At 73.3% G+C, this 16,893-nt stretch carries 14 protein-coding genes and 1 riboswitch; of the genes, 6 read left to right on the forward strand and 8 right to left on the reverse strand.

Annotated elements, in window-relative coordinates; all coding sequences use genetic code 11:
- The first annotated feature begins 103 nt into the window (after window positions 1–103).
- From ACLJOU_RS32025 to ACLJOU_RS32035, 3 genes are read left to right on the forward strand one after another with little or no spacing between them, the layout of a single operon-like run.
- A complete protein-coding gene (locus ACLJOU_RS32025) occupies window positions 104–1,201 on the forward strand; it encodes a LolA family protein (RefSeq protein ID WP_410572634.1) in 1,098 nt (365 codons plus the stop codon).
- Window positions 1,198–2,172 carry an ABC transporter ATP-binding protein gene (locus ACLJOU_RS32030; RefSeq protein ID WP_410572636.1) on the forward strand — a complete coding sequence of 325 codons (975 nt, stop codon included), beginning with the start codon at window positions 1,198–1,200 and terminating at the stop codon, window positions 2,170–2,172. The genes ACLJOU_RS32025 and ACLJOU_RS32030 overlap by 4 nt, the downstream gene beginning before the upstream one ends.
- The gene (locus ACLJOU_RS32035; RefSeq protein ID WP_410572638.1) at window positions 2,169–3,044 is read left to right on the forward strand and encodes an ABC transporter permease; all 876 of its coding nucleotides are present in this window, start codon (window positions 2,169–2,171) and stop codon (window positions 3,042–3,044) included. Before ACLJOU_RS32030 ends, ACLJOU_RS32035 begins: the two co-directional genes overlap by 4 nt.
- 18 nt (window positions 3,045–3,062) lie before the next feature.
- On the opposite strand, the gene ACLJOU_RS32040 is transcribed toward ACLJOU_RS32035, so the two are convergent.
- The 3 genes from ACLJOU_RS32040 to ACLJOU_RS32050 all read right to left on the reverse strand — a co-directional run bounded on the left by ACLJOU_RS32040 (window position 3,063) and on the right by ACLJOU_RS32050 (window position 6,812).
- Window positions 3,063–4,070, reverse strand: a complete 1,008-nt coding sequence (locus tag ACLJOU_RS32040) for an ABC transporter ATP-binding protein (protein WP_410572640.1) — start codon at window positions 4,068–4,070, stop codon at window positions 3,063–3,065.
- Window positions 4,070–5,635: an ABC transporter permease gene (locus ACLJOU_RS32045; RefSeq protein WP_410572953.1), complete on the reverse strand. Its 1,566-nt coding sequence runs from the start codon at window positions 5,633–5,635 to the stop codon at window positions 4,070–4,072. The genes ACLJOU_RS32040 and ACLJOU_RS32045 overlap by 1 nt, the downstream gene beginning before the upstream one ends.
- A gap of 127 nt (window positions 5,636–5,762) precedes the next feature.
- Window positions 5,763–6,812, reverse strand: a complete 1,050-nt coding sequence (locus ACLJOU_RS32050) for a thiamine ABC transporter substrate binding subunit (RefSeq protein WP_410572642.1) — start codon at window positions 6,810–6,812, stop codon at window positions 5,763–5,765.
- A 22-nt stretch (window positions 6,813–6,834) separates the two neighbouring features.
- Window positions 6,835–6,943: riboswitch (TPP riboswitch) on the reverse strand.
- A 32-nt stretch (window positions 6,944–6,975) separates the two neighbouring features.
- Between ACLJOU_RS32050 and ACLJOU_RS32055 the strand changes: the two genes are divergently transcribed.
- Window positions 6,976–7,260, forward strand: a complete 285-nt coding sequence (locus ACLJOU_RS32055; protein ID WP_410572644.1) for a 4a-hydroxytetrahydrobiopterin dehydratase — start codon at window positions 6,976–6,978, stop codon at window positions 7,258–7,260.
- 363 nt (window positions 7,261–7,623) lie between these two features.
- Here ACLJOU_RS32055 and ACLJOU_RS32060 read toward each other — a convergent pair whose 3' ends face one another.
- The gene (locus ACLJOU_RS32060) at window positions 7,624–8,352 is read right to left on the reverse strand and encodes a hypothetical protein (RefSeq protein WP_410572646.1); all 729 of its coding nucleotides are present in this window, start codon (window positions 8,350–8,352) and stop codon (window positions 7,624–7,626) included.
- A gap of 132 nt (window positions 8,353–8,484) precedes the next feature.
- Window positions 8,485–9,567, reverse strand: a complete 1,083-nt coding sequence (gene ychF, locus ACLJOU_RS32065; protein WP_191314861.1) for a redox-regulated ATPase YchF — start codon at window positions 9,565–9,567, stop codon at window positions 8,485–8,487.
- 90 nt (window positions 9,568–9,657) lie between these two features.
- Here ychF and ACLJOU_RS32070 point away from each other — a divergent pair, with 90 nt between their 5' ends.
- Window positions 9,658–11,115, forward strand: a complete 1,458-nt coding sequence (locus ACLJOU_RS32070) for a DNA-3-methyladenine glycosylase 2 family protein (RefSeq protein WP_410572649.1) — start codon at window positions 9,658–9,660, stop codon at window positions 11,113–11,115.
- Here the strand turns inward: ACLJOU_RS32070 and ACLJOU_RS32075 are convergent.
- The 3 genes from ACLJOU_RS32075 to ACLJOU_RS32085 are packed head-to-tail and all read right to left on the reverse strand — an operon-like array spanning window position 11,041 to window position 15,353.
- Window positions 11,041–11,232, reverse strand: a complete 192-nt coding sequence (locus ACLJOU_RS32075; RefSeq protein ID WP_410572651.1) for a DUF1737 domain-containing protein — start codon at window positions 11,230–11,232, stop codon at window positions 11,041–11,043. The genes ACLJOU_RS32070 and ACLJOU_RS32075 overlap by 75 nt on opposite strands.
- Before the next feature lie 21 nt (window positions 11,233–11,253).
- Window positions 11,254–14,205, reverse strand: coding sequence for an AAA family ATPase (locus tag ACLJOU_RS32080; protein WP_410572653.1), 2,952 nt, complete (start codon window positions 14,203–14,205; stop codon window positions 11,254–11,256).
- Window positions 14,202–15,353, reverse strand: coding sequence for an exonuclease SbcCD subunit D (locus ACLJOU_RS32085; RefSeq protein ID WP_410572655.1), 1,152 nt, complete (start codon window positions 15,351–15,353; stop codon window positions 14,202–14,204). The genes ACLJOU_RS32080 and ACLJOU_RS32085 overlap by 4 nt, the downstream gene beginning before the upstream one ends.
- Before the next feature lie 232 nt (window positions 15,354–15,585).
- On the opposite strand from ACLJOU_RS32085, the gene ACLJOU_RS32090 reads away from it, so the two are divergent.
- Window positions 15,586–16,500, forward strand: coding sequence for a DNA recombination protein RmuC (locus tag ACLJOU_RS32090; RefSeq protein WP_410572657.1), 915 nt, complete (start codon window positions 15,586–15,588; stop codon window positions 16,498–16,500).
- The last annotated feature ends 393 nt before the right edge of the window (window positions 16,501–16,893 follow it).

Consider the following 16,893-nt stretch of genomic DNA (forward strand, 5'->3'; position numbering starts at 1 on the left):
CCTGGGGGGGAGAACCTTCAGTGGTATCTCAGCCTCGAGAGGGAAGCGTCGGTGCCAGGGAGCCGGGCACACTCGAGCCCGGGAACACCACAGGGAGAGACGCATGAAACCGAAGACGAAGGGCATCACCGCCGCGGTCGTCGGCACCGCGCTCGGTGCCGGCGGGCTCGCGTTCGTCGCCATGCCGGCCAGCGCCGACGACAAGCCGGCGCTGCCGCAGATCAGCGCCGAGGACCTCGTTCAGTCGGTCGTGAAGGCGAAGCCGGGCGCGTTCGACGGCACGCTGAAGGTCAGCAACGACCTGGGCCTGCCCGCGGTGGGGAACGCGCTGCCGGGGGCGTCGGCGCTGAACATCGACTCCGCGCACATCTTCACCGACGGCGCGGGCAAGAGCCGCTTGGCCGTCACCCAGGGGGCCAGCCAGGAGACCGTGGTCCACGACGGCACCACCGTGTGGGACTACAGCTCCAAGACGAACACCGCGACCAAGGTCACCATCCCGGCCGACGTCGCCAAGCAGCACGGCGCGGGCAGCGACAAGACCGCCGACCCGCTGGCGGCGTCGACGGAACTGCTCGCGAAGGTGCGCGAGAGCAGCACGGTGTCGGTCGACGGCACCGCGACCGTCGCGGACCGCCCGGCCTACGAGCTGGTCCTGACGCCGAAGCCGACCGAGCGGACGCTGCTGCGCGAGATCCGCGTGGCGGTCGACTCGCAGACGCGGATGCCGCTGCGCGTGTCGGTGCTGAGCAACGGCACGGCGACGCCGGCGCTCGAGGTCGCGTTCACCCAGATCGAGTTCACCCAGCAGCCGGCCGACCTCTTCGCCTTCACCCCGCCGAAGGGCGCCAAGGTGCAGGAGAAGACGCCGACGATCGACCAGCAGCACAAGGACCTCGCCGAGCAGGCCAAGCAGGACACCAAGGTCGTCGGCGACGGCTGGGACACCGTCGTCACCGGCAAGGTGCCGGCGGACGCGCTGAACGCCGCCCCGAAGCAGCAGTCCGGCCGTGAAGGCCGCGGGGCCAACGCCGACCCGAAGGCGCTGCTGGAGCGGTTCGCCAAGAAGGTCAGCGGCTCGTGGGGCAGCGGCTACCTCGTCACCACGAAGGTGGGCAGCGCGGTGCTGACCGACGACGGCCGCTTCGCCGCCGGTGCGGTGCCGGAGCAGGTCCTGTACGAAGCGCTGGGCCAGAAGTGACCAGCACGGCTGTCGAGTCCGGGGCGGACGTTTCTGCGGAGACGTCCGCCTCGGCGGTCCCGCTCGCCGCGCGCACCCGGGGGTTGCGCAAGGTGTACGGCAGCACCGTCGCGGTGGACCACGTCGACCTCGACATCCCGCAGGGCGCGGTCGTCGGGATGCTCGGGCCGAACGGCTCGGGCAAGACGACCACGATCCGGATGCTGCTCGGCCTGGTCCGGCCGACCGAGGGCGAGGTCGAGCTGCTCGGCCGGCCGATGCCGGACGCGGCCGCGCACGCGCTGCCCGACGTCGGCGCGCTGGTCGAAGGGCCGGGCTTCCACCCGTTCCTGTCCGGGCGCGACAACCTGCTGCGCTTCGCCGCGGCGGAACCGCGGCTGACGTCGGCCGGGATTCCGTCCGCAGTGGACTCGGCGCTGGAGCGCGTCGGGCTGACCGGTGCGGCGCGGCGGCGGTACAAGGGGTATTCGCTCGGCATGAAGCAGCGGCTCGGCCTCGCTTCGGCGTTGCTGGTGCCGCGGAAGATGGTCGTGCTCGACGAGCCGACCAACGGCCTCGACCCTGCGGGTACCAGGGAGATCCGCAGGATCGTGGCCGAGCTGCACGCCGACGGCGTCACCGTGCTGGTGTCGTCGCACCTGCTGGCCGAGGTCGAGGCGACCTGCACGCACGTGGCCGTGCTGCAGTCGGGGAACGTCGTCGCCCAGGGCGAGCTGGCGGAGCTGCTGGAGTCCGGGAACGCGGCCCTGCTGGTCCGCACGCCGGACGCCGAACAGGCGGTGGAAGTGCTGCGGGAGCACCGGATCGGCGCCCGGCTGACGCCGGACGGCGTCCGGGCCGACCTCACCGCGGCCGAAGCGCCGCGGGTGCTGCAGGTCCTGGTGGGCGCGGGGGTCGCGGTCCACGAGGCGACGCGGGCCCGCACCGGGCTGGAAGACCTGTTCGCGCGGTTGACCGAGGGGGCGGAATGACGACGGCGGTTCTCGACGCACCGGCGGTCCGCACGGGCCACGACACGGTGCCGTTGCCGCGGCTGCTGGCCGCGGAGCTGCGCTGGATCTTCCGGCGGCCGCGCACGCTGGCCGTGCTGGGGTTGCTGGCACTGATCCCGATCGTGATCGGCATCGGCCTCACGTTGGTGAGCGGGCCGCCCGACGCGGGCGGACCGAACCCCGACGGCGCGTTGCTGGCGTCCGCGGTCAACAACGCGTTCGTCCTGCCGATCGCGGCGATCGTGATGTCACTGGCGTTGCTGCTGCCGTTGGCGTCGGCGATGGCGGGGGCGGACGCTATCGCGGGCGAGACGTCCCACGGAACGCTGCGCGGCTGGCTGATCGCCCCGGTCGGCCGGGGCCGGCTGCTGGCGGTCAAGGCGTTCGGCGTAGCCACGGTGTCGGTGGTGTCGGTGCTGGCGATGTGCGTCACCGGCGTGGTGACGGGGCTGATCATCAACGGCACGGATTCGCTGTTCACGCTGTCGGGCACGACGCTGTCACTCGGCGGCGCGCTGGTGCGGATCCTGCTGGTGGCCGGCTGGGTGGTGCTCCAGCTGTGGGCGGTCGGCGCGGTCGCGCTGGCGATCTCCAGCTGGACCGAGCACCCGATGCTGGTGGTGGCGTCCGTGCTGGCCGCGGACATCGTGTTCACCATCCTCGGGTTCCTGAGCTCGCTGGACTGGCTGCACCCGTTCCTGCTGACGCAGAACTGGTCGCTGGCCCCGGCGGAGGTCCTGCAGGACCCGATGGGCACGCAGATGCTGGGCGAGGGCGCCCTGCGAGCGGTCTGCTACATCGTGATCGGGCTGTCGCTGGCCTACGCCCGCCTTTCGACCCGCGACGGCTGAGGTTCCTTCCGGACGGCGTCAACCGATCAGCGCGACGCCGTCCGGGTCGAGCTGCAGCTTCACCGCGTCACCCGCGCGCAGGTCCGACGCCGCCGGGGCTACTGCGTCCACAGTGGATTCCGCTAGTTTCACCACCAGCCGCACGTGTTCCCGCCGGTGTACCGCGGCCACCACCTCACCGTCCATTCCGGACGCTGCCACTCGCAGGGCGTGCGGCCGCAGGCCCAGCCGCACCGGGCCGTCGGCGACGTCCGGCAGCGCGACGTCACCGAAGGCCGTGCGCACCACTCCGCCCGCCGCCACGCCGTCGGCGAACGTCGTCACCCCCAGGAACCGGGCCACGCCGTCGTCCGCGGGGTTGCGCCACACGCGCCGGACCGCGCCCTCCTGGCGGACCTCCCCGGCGTCCAGCACCGCCACTCGGTCCGCCAGCGTGAACGCCTCCTCCTGGTCGTGCGTCACCAGCAGCGCCGTGATCTTGCTGCGGCGCAACAGATCCGCCAGGTCGATCGCCAGCTGTTCGCGCAACCCGGCGTCCAATCCGGACAGTGGCTCGTCCAGCAGGAGCAGCCGCGGCTTCGGCGCCAGCGCCCGGGCCAGCGCGACCCGCTGCGCCTGGCCGCCGGACAGCTCCGTCACCCGGCGTCGCTCGAAGCCGGACAGGCCCACCAGCTCCAGCAGCTCGGCCACCCGCGGTGCCCACTGCACGCGGGGCACGCCGTGCATCCGGAGGCCGAACGCGATGTTCGCGGCGACGTCGCGGTGGGTGAACAGCTGGCCGTCCTGGAAGACCAGGCCGAAGCCGCGCCGGTGGACCGGGACCGCGCCGAGGTCCTCGCCGTCCCAGCTCACCGAGCCGCGGGCCGACGGCTCGAGCCCGGTGATCGCGCGCAGCAGCGTCGACTTGCCCGAGCCGGACGGACCGAGCAGGGCCAGTACCTCGCCGTCGGCGATGTCCAGCCGGGCGTCGCGGACGGCCGCGAACGATCCGTAGTGGACAGTCAGGTCCCGCACCGACAGCGCCATCAGAACTCTCCCACCCCGCCGCGGCCGAGCCGGTCGATCAGCGCGACCGCCAGCACCGTCACGAGCATCAGCAACGCGCACGCCGCGTACGCCATCTGGTTGTTCAGCTCCCCCGGGCGCGCCATCAGCGACGCGATCGCGACCGGCAGCGTCGGCGCCGTCGGCCGGGCGAGGAAGCTCGTCGCACCGAACTCGCCGAGCGCCACGACGAACCCGAACCCCGCCGCCGCGACCAGCGGCCGCAGCGTCAGCGGCAGGTCGATCTCACGCCACACCCGCAGCGGGCTCGCGCCGAGCGTCGACGCGGCCTGCCGCAGCCGGACGTCGACCGAGCGCAGCACCGGCAGCACCATCCGCACGACCAGCGGGATGATCACCAGCGCCTGGGCCAGCGGGACCAGGTAGGGCGACGTCCGGAGGTCACCGGGCAGCGCGTCGAGCGTCACCAGGTAGCCGAACCCGACGGTGACCGCCGACACCCCGAGCGGCAGCATCAGGACGGCGTCCATCGTCTCGCCGAGGCCCCGCGCGGCTCTCGCGGGCGAGCGGCGCAGCGCCACCAGGACGACGGACGCCAGCACGCCGACGACCATCGCGAGCAGCGTCGCGTCGACGGCCACCTTCAGCGAGTTCAGCGCGGCGTCCCAGCCCGACACCTGGAGCGCGCCCTTCTCGCCGGTGCTCGTCAGCGCCCGGTACCCGGCGAGACTCCAGCCGTCCTCAGTGGACACCGATTCGGCGAGGAGCGCGACGATCGGCGTCACCAGCAACGCGAGCACGACGCCCGCGAGGCCGACGGCCCACCATTCGCCGCCACGCGGGCGGTGCGCCTGCCCGGACCCGATCCGGGCGCCGTCCCGGCGCCGCCGCGCCAGCCCGCCGAGGACCAGCGCGGCGACCACGGCGGCGAACTGGATCAGCGAAAGCGCCGCCGCCCCCGAAAGGTCAAGGAGGTCGACCGTGCGCAGGTAGATCTCGGTTTCCAGAGTCCGGTAGCGGGCGCCGCCGAGGATCAGGACGACCCCGAAACTGGTCGCGCAGAAGAGGAACACGACGGCCGCCGCCGACGCGATCGCCGGGGCGAGCGCGGGCAGCGTCACCGCCCGGAAGGCCCGCCACGGCGAGGCGCCGAGCGCGCGGGCGGCGTCGGCCGTCCGCGGGTCCAGCCGCGCCCACAGCCCGGCGACGGTCCGCGCGACGACGGCGACGTTGAAGAAGGCGTTGGCCAGCACGATCGGCAGCACGCCGCCGTCCGGCCAGAGCGCCCGGAACGCCAGCCCGACCACCACGGTCGGCAGCACGAACGGCACCAGCACCAACGTCCGGGCCAGGCCGACGCCGGGCAGCCGCACCCGCGCCAGCAGGAACGCCACCGGCAGGCCGGCCAGCACCGCGACCACCGTCGACGCGGCCGCGCTCCCGACGGTGAACCCGGCCAGCTGCCAAGTCCGCGCGTCGCCGAGGACGACGTCGAGGCCGCCGGCGGCGAACCCGCGGCCGATGATCGCCAGGACCGGCCAGGCGAAGAAGACCACCAGGAAACCGATCGGCGCGAGCCCGAGCAGCGCCAGCCCGAGCCCGCGGGCGGTCCGCGGCGGGGCCGTGGCCCGCCGGGCGGACGTCACGGTCACCGCCCGAGCTTTCGGGGGCTCCGGGTGGCGGAGCCCCCGGCCCGAGGCGGCGCCTCGGGTGTCACTGCACGAGCGTGCGCCATTCGCCGATCCACTTCTCGCGTCCCGCCTGCACCTGGTCCGCGGGCAGCGTCTCGGGCTTCTGCGGCAGCGGCGCGACCTGCGCCCAGCCCGGCGGCAGGTCGACGCCCTGGCGCGCCGGGTAGACGTACATGTTGGCCGCGACCGTCGCCTGGAACTGCTGGGAGAGCAGGAAGTCGACGACCTTGCGTGCGTTCTCGACCTGCTTGCCGTTCGCCAGCACGCCGGCGTACTCGACCTGCCGGTAGCAGGTGTCGAGCAGCGCCTTCGTGCGCGGCTTGCCGTCGTCGCCGACCTCGGCGGCCGGCGAAGACGCGTACGAGACGACGATCGGCCGCGGCCCCTTGCCGGACGAGCCGGAGAACTGCTTGGTGTAGGCCTCTTCCCAGCCGCTGACCACCTTGACGCCGTTGGCCTTCAGCTTCGTCCAGTAGTCCTTCCAGCCGGCGTCGCCGTACTTGGCGATGGTGCCGAGGAGGAAGGCCAGCCCGGGTGAGGCCGTCGCCGGGTCCTCGGCGACCAGCAGGTCCTTGTACTTCGGGTCGGCCAGGTCGTCGTAGGTCGAGGGCGCCGGGATCCCCTTGGCGGTGAAGTAGTTCGTGTCGACGTTGACGCAGACGTCGCCGACATCGACCGCGGAGAGCCGGTGCTCGGGGTCGACGGCGTAGCGCTGGGGCCCGCGGTCGGCCTCGGGGCTCGTGTACGGATCGAAGACGCCCTCGCCGAGCGCGCGGGAGGCGAAGGTGGAGTCGACGCCGTACGCGACGTCGCCGATCGGGTTGGCCTTGGTCAGCACGAGCTTGTTGGTCAGCGATCCGGCGTCGCCCTGCTTGAGCACGGAGATCTTGATGCCCGACTGCTTCTGGAAGGCGTCGAGCACCTCCTGCGGGGCCAGGAAGGAGTCGTGCGTCACGAGGGTGACGGTGGGCGTCTGCTGCGTGCCACCGTCACCGCTCGACAGCGAGCACGCCGAAGCGACGGCGCTGACGGCGGCGATGGCCGTCGCGGCGCGAACAGCCCTGCGTTTCATCTACCCTCCTGCACTTCGCCGGACGAGGAGGGGGAAGCCCTCCCTTCGCCGGCATGATCCGTCTCAGGTGCGAACGGTCGCGGATACCCGCCTCTCAGCCCGGCACCGGCCGGACTCCCGTGGCAACCGTGCAGCGTAGCCGAGGACGGACGACCATGGAGACATGACGGAAATCTTGAGCGACGCCGAGGCCGACGGACGGCTGGGCCCGGGCTGGACGCGGTCCGGCGCGGTGATCTCCCGCGAGGTGGAACTGGGGAGCTTCCCCCAGGCGATCGAGGCGGTGGACCGGGTGGCGGTGCTCGCCGAAGCCGCCGACCACCACCCGGACATCGACATCCGCTGGCGCACCGTGACGTTCCGGCTCTCGACGCATTCGGCGGGCGGCCTGACGGCGAAGGACTTCGACCTGGCTTCGCAGATCGACTCGGTGCTCGCCGCCCTGTGACCTCGGTAACTCTCAGTGCACTTTCCCGGGTCTGCGACGTCTCTCGGTTACCGGAACCTTCGGGAGGGAGACGAGATGACTCAGGCAATCGTGGTCGGTACGACGGCGTTCGCGACGATGGTCGCGGCGGCGGGCGGAGTGCTCTGGTTCACCGCCCGCCACCGCCGTCACCTGGACGGCTGAGAGTTCGATCACAGCTGTTAACACGGGCCATGATCGGCGCGCTGATCCGAGCGGAAGCATCGGTCCGGCCCGTAGGGATTGCCCCATGAACAGCACTCTGACCGCCGCCCAGCGCGCCTGGATCAACGCCCTCGCCCCCGCGGTGGTGCTGATCGCGATCGCCCTGCTGGGCCTGCTCGGCTAGTCGCTACCCCGCTGGTCCGGCGTCTCGGGTGCGGCGATGCCCGGCACGCCCGCACCCGCCGCCGGCTGCGGGGCGCGTTGGTGGAAGCGGGCGTGCTCGATCCACCCCTGCGGCAGCCACCCGCCGGTCACGAGCTGCGGGTGGCGGGGGTGGATCGCGAGCGCCCACGAGACGAACAGCAGTTCCGCCCAGTCCGACTGGAGCAGCCAGGAAATCGGGCCGTGCTCGCTGTTCCCGGTGAAGTGCACGGTTGCGGGCGCGACGACCGACATACCGGAAAGGTCGGTCCACGGCCAGCGCAGGATGCTCGGGGTGTGCATGTAGAAGCCGTACTGGCTCAAGTACACGTTCCCCTGCTCGATGGGGACCCAGCGCGGAACCGCCGCGGCGTGCGCGGCTCGGCGCGCCCGCGACTTGGCGATCGACCCGCCGACGAGCGACCCGGCGACGAGCCCCAGCCCCACCGCGCCGGTGCCGAAGACGAAGGGCGTGGTGACCTGCCAGCTGCCGTCCCCGAGCGCCCGGAAGTCGGAGAGCACGAACGGCCCGGTGGCCCAGAACTTCTCGTCGCCGCCGATCGTCGGCGGAAAGGGCGCCAGCACCTCGTGGACGTCTTGCGTGCTGTGCCCGCCGGCCAGCAGGGCGGCCAGGTAACAGGTGTACCGCAGCACTTCGTCGCGCTGCGTCCACGGCGGCACCGAGTTCGCTGCCGTTTTCTGCCCCATCGTGAAAACCCTCCAGCCACCGGACGACGCGGCGGCCGATCCTAATGGCCGAGGGGCCCGGTGGGGGCGGTTACCGAGCGGTCACCACCCGGCTCGCCCAATGGGGACGATCCGGGTGGACAGCGGAGGAGCTCAGACGTTGAAGCGGAACTCGACCACGTCGCCGTCGGCCATGACGTAGTCCTTGCCCTCCATGCGGACCTTGCCCGCCGCGCGGGCGGCCGCCATGGAGCCCGCCTCCATCAGGTCGTCGTACGAGACGATCTCCGCCTTGATGAAGCCGCGCTCGAAGTCCGTGTGGATCACACCCGCCGCCTGGGGGGCCGTGGCGCCCTGGGGGATCGTCCAGGCGCGGGACTCCTTCGGGCCCGCCGTCAGGTACGTCTGGAGGCCGAGCGTGTGGAACCCCGCGCGGGCCAGGGAGTACAGGCCCGGCTCCGGCTGGCCGACCGACTCGAGCAGTTCGCGCACCGACTCCTCGTCGTCCAGCTCCAGCAGCTCCGCCTCGACCTTCGCGTCGAGGAACACCGCGTCCGCCGGCGCGACCAGCTTGGTCAGCTCCGCGCGGCGGGCTTCGTCGGTGAGCACCGACTCGTCGGCGTTGAAGACGTACAGGAACGGCTTCGTCGTCAGCAGGCTCAGCTCGCGCAGCGCCTCGAAGTCGACTTCCTTCTGCGCCTGGAAGAGCGTGCGCCCGGCGTCGAGGATTTCCTTCGCCTTCTGGGCGTTGTCGAGCGCGGGCTTGTTCTCCTTCTTCGTCCGCGCTTCCTTCTCCAGCCGCGGCAGCGCCTTGTCGAGGGTCTGCAGGTCGGCGAGGATCAGCTCGGTGTTGATCGTCTCGATGTCGCTCGACGGGTCGATCCGGCCGTCGACGTGCACCACGTCGGGGTCGTCGAACACGCGGATGACCTGGCAGATCGCGTTGGCCTCACGGATGTTCGCCAGGAACTTGTTGCCCAGCCCGGCGCCCTCGGACGCGCCCTTCACGATGCCCGCGATGTCCACAAAGGACACCACGGCGGGGACCGTCTTCTCCGACTTGTACAGCTCGGCCAGCTTGTCCAGCCGGGGGTCCGGCAGCGGCACGACACCGACGTTCGGCTCGATCGTCGCGAACGGGTAGTTCGCGGCGAGCACGTCGTTGCGGGTCAGCGCGTTGAACAGGGTGGACTTGCCGACGTTGGGCAGGCCGACGATACCGAGGGTGAGGCTCACGACCCCGCAGTCTACGTGGCTCACCCGGCCGGGCCCCACGCACCCAACGCCGTGGCGGATTTCCGCCAGCGAGGCCGCTGAGCTGCTGACATGCTGGGATCCATGGTCACCGACACGCTCGCGCTCTGGCGCGACGCCGAACGCTGCTACCGCGTGGTCACCGCCCGCGACTCGCGCTTCGACGGCCAGTTCATCATGGCGGTCCGCACCACCGGGATCTACTGCCGCCCGTCGTGCCCGGCGTCGACGCCGAAGGTGCAGAACGTGCGCTTTTTCCCGACGTCGGCGGCCGCGCAGGCCAACGGCTTCCGCGCCTGCCGCCGCTGCCTGCCGGACGCCGTGCCCGGCTCGCCGGACTGGAACGTGCGCGCCGACCTGGCCGCGCGGGCGATGCGCCTGATCTCCGACGGGACCGTGGAACGCGAAGGCGTCCCGGGCCTCGCCCGGCGTCTCGGGTATTCGGAACGCCAGCTCGGCCGGGTGCTCACCGCCGAGCTGGGCGCGGGCCCGCTCGCGCTCGCCCGGGCCCACCGGGCGCACTCCGCGCGGCTGCTCATCGAGCTGTCCGAGCTGCCGCTGACGGACGTCGCCTTCGCGGCGGGCTTTTCCAGCGTGCGGCAGTTCAACGAGACGATCCGCGAAGTGTTCGCGACAACGCCTTCGCAGCTTCGCGCCTTCGCCGCTTCACGACGGGGGCGCCAGGCCGACGTCACCGGGACCCGGCTCAGCCTGCGGCTGCCGTTCCGGCCGCCTTTCGACGCTGACGGGTTGCTTCGCTTCTTCGCGGACCACGCCGTGCCAGGCGTCGAGGAAGTCACTCCGGAGGCCTACGCGCGCACCCTGCGGCTCGCCCACGGCACGGGTGTCGTGCGGTTGACCCCGATGCCGGACCACGTGCGGTGCGAGCTGATGCTCACCGACCTGCGCGACCTCGGCAGCGCGGTCAGCCGGGTGCGCCGGCTGCTCGACCTCGACGCCGACCCGGCGGCGGTCACCCGGGTCCTCGGCGCCGACCCGGCGCTGGCGCCGGTGGTCGCGGCCGTCCCGGGGATCCGGGTGCCGGGCGCGGTCGACGGCGAGGAGCTGCTGCTGCGCGCCCTGGCCGGCGGCCCGCTGCCGCCGGGCGACGAGGTGCCGGGCGAGTGGGGGGTTTCGCGGCTGTTCCCGACCGCGGCCCAGGTCGCCGAGGCCGTGCCGGGTCACGCGGGGATCGCCGCGCTGGCGGAGGGCCGGCTCGACGTGCACGTCGGCCGGGACGCGGCGGAGCTGCGGGCCGAGCTCCTGGCGACCCCCGGCGTCGACCCGTCGACGGCCGACTACGTCGTCATGCGCGTCCTCGGCGCGCCGGACGTCCTGCTCGCCGAGGATCCCGCGGTCCGCGGCGGCGCCGAGGCGCTGGGCATCGCGCCGGACTCGCTGCCGGAGCGGGCGCGTGCCTGGACGCCGTGGTGTTCCTACGCCGGGATGTACCTCTCAGCCCGGTTCTCCGGGCCACACGACGGCCTGCGCGACGACGACCTGGTTGCCGTCGAACGTCGCCGCCGGTGACCCGTGCAGGCGGTAGCCGAGCTCCAGCGCCTCGCTGACCCGGCGGCAGAACCCGGCGTCGTCCGGGCCGGTCAGCAGGCGGTAGCGGGGCAGGCCGTTCGGCGGCTGGTCGGTCATGCCGTCATCTTGGCCGAGTCGTCAGCCGGCGCGCACCTGCAGGGTCGAGCCCGTGCGGGACTTGCGGACCCGCAGCCGGGTCGGGATGCGCTGCCGCAGCTCCTCGACGTGCGACACGAGCCCGACGACCCGGCCGCCGGCGCGGAGCTCGTCGAGGATGTTCATCACGACGTCGAGCGTTTCGGCGTCCAGCGTGCCGAAGCCTTCGTCGACGAACAGCGTGTCCAGGAGCGCGCCGCCGGTCTCCCCCGCGACGACGTCGGCCAGCCCCAGCGCGAGGGCCAGTGACGCGAGAAACGACTCGCCGCCGGACAGCGTCTTCGCCGGGCGGATGGTGCCCGAGTAGTCGTCGAGCACGTCGATGCCGAGCCCACCGCGGGTGCCGCGCGCCCCGGCCGCGTCCGAGTGGACGAACGAATACCGGCCCTGGCTCATCGTGCGCAGCCGGTGCGTGGCGGCGACGGCGACTTCCTCGAGCCGCGCCGCCAGCACGTACGACCGCAGGGACATCTTGCGGCTGTTCTGCCCGCGCCCGTTGACGACCTCCGAGAGCGCCCGCAGTTCGGCGTACTCCGCTTCGGCCGGCGCGAGCCCGGCCAGCGCCTGGCGCAGCAGGCCGGCCAGCCGGGTCAGTTCGTCGTGCTGTGCGGTGGCCACCCGCAGCGCCGCGTACGCGGAATCCGCGCGCGCCCGGGCCAGCTGGGCCGCGTCGGCCGCGCGGCCGACGTCCGCGACGTCGCCCGGCGAGATGCCGAACAGGTCCGGCTCGGCCAGCAGCGCCCGCGCGCCCGCGGCGGCCGCCTCGGCCTCGGCGATGCCCTGCTCGAGCTTCTCGATCTGCTCGTCCGGCAGCATCGCGGCCCGCGCCTTCTTCAGCGACGTGAATCCCTTCGCCTGCACCGCCGCCTCGACCAGGGTTTTCTGCTCCGCCACCCGCTCCCGGGCACCGACGACCGCCGTGCGCGCCTCGGCGACCGCCTCCAGGGCCTCGGCCAGGCCGAGGAGGTGCTGCCGTCGCGCACCGACGTCCGGAAACTCGCCCCGGCCGGCGACCAGCCGGCGTTCGCGCTCGGCCAGCCGCTCCTCCAGGGCGCGGACGTCGGTGGTGGCTTCGGTCGCCGCCTGTTCGGCCCGGCGCAGGCGCTCGGTACGCGCTTCCAGGTCGCGCTCCAGGAGGACGGTCTGCTGGCCCAGCTTCGCCTTGCCGGCGGCTTGCCCGGTCAGCGCCGCCACGGTGGCGCGGGCCTCCGCCAGCTCGGCGGTGATCGACTCGGCCGTGCGCCCGGCCAGCCGCTCGACCAACCCGGCCAGCCGCGCCTTCGCCTCCTCCAGCGCGACGACGACCCGCTGCCGCAGCACGTCCGCCGCCTGCTCGGCCTCCTCGGCCGCGCGTTCCTCGGCCGGGTCGACCAGCTCGACGTCCCGGTTCGCCTTCGCCGGGTGCTCGGCCGATCCGCACACCGGGCACGGCGCGCCGTCGCCCAACGCGGCGGCCAGCTCGGCCGCCATGCCGTCCAGCCGCCGCTCGCGCAGGTCGAGCCGGCGCTGCCGGGCCGCCTGGTGCGCGTCGACGACTTCGCGCAGCTTCGCCTCGCCCCGCAGGACCTTGGCCTGTGCTTCGGGCAGTTCGGCGGCCTCGCGGGCGAAGACGCGCAGCTCGTCCACCTTCGCCTTCGCGCCCTCGAGCTTCGCTTCGGCTTCGGCGGCTTCGAGGGCGTCTGCCCGCAGCTTGGCCAGCTGGCCGGGGATCGCGGCGAGCTCGGCGGTCAGCTCCTCGACCTGCTGCCGGGCCGTGACGGCGGCCAGCTTCCGGTCGTCCCGCCGCATGACGTCGAGCTCCTGCTGCTCGGCCTCGGCGACCAGCTCCGCGACCGCGCCCGCCTCTTCGCGCGCGGTGGCCGCCCGCGCCTTCAGGTCGCCGGTCGCCCGGGTGCCGAACTCCCGCAGCCGGGCACCGCGCTCCTTCTCCGCCTGCTCGGCCTCGGTCAGTTCGGCGGCCCGCCGGTCCAGCAGGTCGGCCTCCACGGCGACACCCGCCGCCCGCCGCGCGGCCGCGACCTCCTGCGCCCACTCGGCGCGCTGCGGCGCCTGTTCGGTGATCTCGAGCAGGCGCAGGTGGGCGGTGCGGACCCGGCGGATCTTCTCCGCGCCCGCGCGTTCTTCCTGCAGGTAAAGGTCCGCCCGCTGGGCGGCCGACCGCGCCCGCTCCTCCTCGGCCGTCACCTGCCCGACGCGGGCGGCGGACTCGGCGAGCACGGCATCGACCCACTCGGCCACGTCCTCTTCGGGCGGCTCCTGCTGGGCTTCCTGCGCGTACCGGGCCAGTAGCTCCCGCACGTCCTGCTGCCTCGCCTCCAGCTCGCGGCCGCGCTCGGCGCGCAGGTCGGCGAACCAGCGTTCGACGTCGGCGAAGCGCTCGGTGCCGAACAGCCGCTCCAGCAGCTTTTCGCGCTCGGCGGTGTCCGACCGCAGGAAGCGCGCGAACTCGCCCTGCGGCAGCAGGACCACCTGGAAGAACTGGGCCGCGGTCATCCCGAGCAGCCGCTCGACGGTGCGCGCGACCTCTTCGATCCGGATCAGGCCCTCCGGCGCCAGCCCGGCGGGCGCGGAGCCGATCCAGCTCAGCGACACCCGCGCCTGCTGGGTGGTCGTGCCCTCGCCGCGCCGCTTGGGCCGCTGGTACTCGGGGTTGCGCACGATCTTCAGCCGGTGCCCCTGCACGGTGAGCTCCAGCGCGACCTCGGTGACCTGGTCGCGCTCGGAGAGGTCGCAGCGCAGCCGCTTGGCCTCGTTGCGGGCGCCGGGGACCACGCCGAAGAGCGCGAACGCGATGGCGTCCAGCAGCGTGGTCTTGCCCGCGCCGGTTTCGCCGTGCAGGAGGAAGAGACCGTCGGCGCCGAGCACGTCGAAGTCGACCACTTCGCGTGCGCAGTACGGCCCGAAGGCTTCGACCTCCAGCCTGTGCAGCCTCATTTCGCGAGGGCCCCCCGGTCGGCCGCTTCCAGGGCCTGGAACAGGAGCCGCTCTTCGCGCTCGCTCGGCGGAGCGCCCCGGCAGTCGTCGAGGAAGCTGCGCGAGACCTCGATGTCGGACCGGCCGCGGACGGCGTCGGAGTAGCGCAGCGGGGCGCCGGCGTGCCCGCCCGCGGGCGCCCACTCCAGGTGGACCGCGTACGGAAAGCGCTCGCGCAGCCGCCGCATCGCGTCGACCGGGCGCACCCGGTCGGTGACCGTGACCGAGAGGAAGTGGCCGAGGTGGGCGTCGTGCGCCGGGTCCCGCAGGAGGTCCTCGATTTCGCCGGTGAGCGTGGCGAGGGCGCGCGGCACCGGCAGTTCGTGGCGCCGGGCCTCGGCCAGGCCGCGTTCGTCCAGGTCGACCAGCCAGACCGATTTGCGTTGGCGCGCTTCGGAAAACGAGTACGCCAGCGGGCTGCCGGAGTACCGCAGGTGCTCGGCCAGCGTCTGCGGGCCGTGCAGGTGGCCGAGGGCCACGTAGTCGACGCCGTCGAAGACCGAGCCGGGCACCTGCTCGACCCCGCCGACCGCGATGGTGCGTTCGCTCTCGGTCGGTTCGCCGCCGGTGACGAAGGCGTGCGCGAGGACCACGGACCGGACGCCGGGCCGGGTGGCCAGGTCCGCGCGGATCCGGCGCATGGCCTCGGTGAGCACGCCGGTGTGGCCGCGGGCGTCGGGGACGCCGAGCGCGTGGCGCGCCGGTTCCGGTTCCAGATAAGGGATGCCGTAGACGGCGACCGGGCCGTGGGCGTCTTCGAACAGGACCGGCTCGGCGAGCCCGGCCACGGTGGTGCGCAGGTGGAGGCCGCCGGCCGCGGCGAACTCCGCGAAGGCGCCGAGGCGGGGCGCCGAGTCGTGGTTCCCCGGTGTGACAACGAGTTGGGCGCCGGCCGCGCGGATGCGGGCGACGGCTTTCGTGGCCACCCGCACGGCCTCCGCCGAGGGGACCGCGCGGTCGTAGATGTCACCGGCCACGAGGACGGCGTCGATCGCCTCGCCGGCCACGAGGTCGGCGAGGTGCCCGAGCACCGCTTCCTGTTCCGCGAGCAGGTCGGCGCCGTGGAACGTGCGGCCGACGTGCCAGTCGGAGGTGTGCAGGAATCTCACGGGGGCCAAGGTACGACCCGGCTCCGACGAAATCGCGCAGGCACGCCGCCGGCTCACTCGAACGTGTGTACTAACACGAGCGTGCGGGATCGGACACGCCCTGCGCGGAATCGAAGTGTTCGCAGGTCAGCTACCCAGAGCGACGGATCGGGTGCGGTTTTTGTCGGTGCTGTCCGCCATGATGTCTGCGAGCTCGGCGTTGAGGGTTCGGAGTTCGGTGGGAGGGGATCAAGTGGCGACAGTGCTGACCACGGCGGCGATCGTGCTCGCGGTGCTGCTGCTGTTCGCCGTCGCGCTGCTGTGGCGGCTGTACCAGGACGGGATGCGCCGGGCGGACGCGGCGGCCCGGCTGGTGGCGGCCGAGCGGGCCAAGGCGGACCAGCAGCAGCTGGCGCTGCGGCGCTACGAGGTGGCGTTCGCCTCGATCAGCGGGCGCGGCGAGCTGGGCGAGCAGGTGCTGGTCGAGACGGCGCGGGCGCTGGGGCTGCGCGAGGACCTCCACTTCACGCTGCAGACGGACCTGGGCGGCGGCGGTTCGGCGAAGCCGGACATGGTGCTGCGGGTGGGCGGCGACCGCACGGTCCCGGTCGACGCGAAGGCGAGCATGGCGACGTGGTCCGAGGCGGTGGAGACGGACGACCCGGACGAGCGGCTGGACGCGTTGCGCGCGCACGTGCGGCAGATCCGGTCCCGGGCGGCGGAGCTGGCGGGCAAGGGCTACCAGCGCTGGGCGGACGCGATCTACGGCACGATCATGTTCGTCCCCTCGGACGCGGCGGTGGTCGCGGCGCTGGACACGGACCCGGAGCTGCTGCGCTGGCTGATCGACCGCCGGGTGTTCCTGTGCGGCCCGACGGGCTTCGGGGTGCTGGCCTCGGCGGCGTTGTTCGCGGCGAGCGACCGGACGCTGGAGGCGGACGTGGAGCAGGTCCGCACGGGAGCGGCGGCGGCGCACCGGGCGGCGGGCGGCGCGGTGGAGGCGCTGAACCTGTCGAGCACGCACCTGCAGCGGTTCCTGTCGGCGCGACGGCGGGAGCTGGAGGCGCTGGAGACGTTCCGGGCGACGGTGGGGCCGCTGACGGAGGCGTCGGGGAGCCCGGCGGCCCTGCCGTCGGTGCGGAAGGGGGACGAGCTGGCGGCGAGTTGAGGATCGGTCGCGGTCGAGGGTTCCGGGGCGGGTTCGGCCGGGGTCCGCGGCGGCGCAGGGATCGCGAGGCCGCGGCTCGCGCACCCAGGCGGTCGGTCGCCTACCTGCGGAGCCGGCTGGCGCGTCGAGCGTGCGTCTGAACTGCGGTGATCGTCGCTCGATGTCCCGCACCTGACCACCGGCGAGCCTCGCGGCGAGCGCACTCGACGGGCGGCCGGCGGGAGCCTCGCCGGGCGTGGGTTGGCGTCCGCCCCGCTCGCGGAGGACCCTGGGGTTCACGGGCCGCCGGCCCGTCCGGGGTGTCACCGCGCGCCACCGGTTCGTGCCCGCGGGTGGCTGTCGGCCCACGTCGGCGGCGGTGCTGGCGAGATCTTCACAACCACGAGATACGGT

Source organism: Amycolatopsis sp. cmx-4-61 (assembly GCF_046548775.1).
Classification (GTDB): domain Bacteria; phylum Actinomycetota; class Actinomycetes; order Mycobacteriales; family Pseudonocardiaceae; genus Amycolatopsis.

Coding starts and splice junctions, on each gene's coding strand:
- ACLJOU_RS32050 (WP_410572642.1), bottom strand. CDS start 6,812: ATGAAACGCAGGGCTGTTCGCGCCGCGACGGCCATCGCCGCCGTCAGC.
- ACLJOU_RS32055 (WP_410572644.1), top strand. CDS start 6,976: ATGACGGAAATCTTGAGCGACGCCGAGGCCGACGGACGGCTGGGCCCG.
- ACLJOU_RS32035 (WP_410572638.1), top strand. CDS start 2,169: ATGACGACGGCGGTTCTCGACGCACCGGCGGTCCGCACGGGCCACGAC.
- ACLJOU_RS32070 (WP_410572649.1), top strand. CDS start 9,658: ATGCTGGGATCCATGGTCACCGACACGCTCGCGCTCTGGCGCGACGCC.
- ACLJOU_RS32080 (WP_410572653.1), bottom strand. CDS start 14,205: ATGAGGCTGCACAGGCTGGAGGTCGAAGCCTTCGGGCCGTACTGCGCA.
- ACLJOU_RS32060 (WP_410572646.1), bottom strand. CDS start 8,352: ATGGGGCAGAAAACGGCAGCGAACTCGGTGCCGCCGTGGACGCAGCGC.
- ACLJOU_RS32075 (WP_410572651.1), bottom strand. CDS start 11,232: ATGACCGACCAGCCGCCGAACGGCCTGCCCCGCTACCGCCTGCTGACC.
- ACLJOU_RS32025 (WP_410572634.1), top strand. CDS start 104: ATGAAACCGAAGACGAAGGGCATCACCGCCGCGGTCGTCGGCACCGCG.
- ACLJOU_RS32040 (WP_410572640.1), bottom strand. CDS start 4,070: ATGGCGCTGTCGGTGCGGGACCTGACTGTCCACTACGGATCGTTCGCG.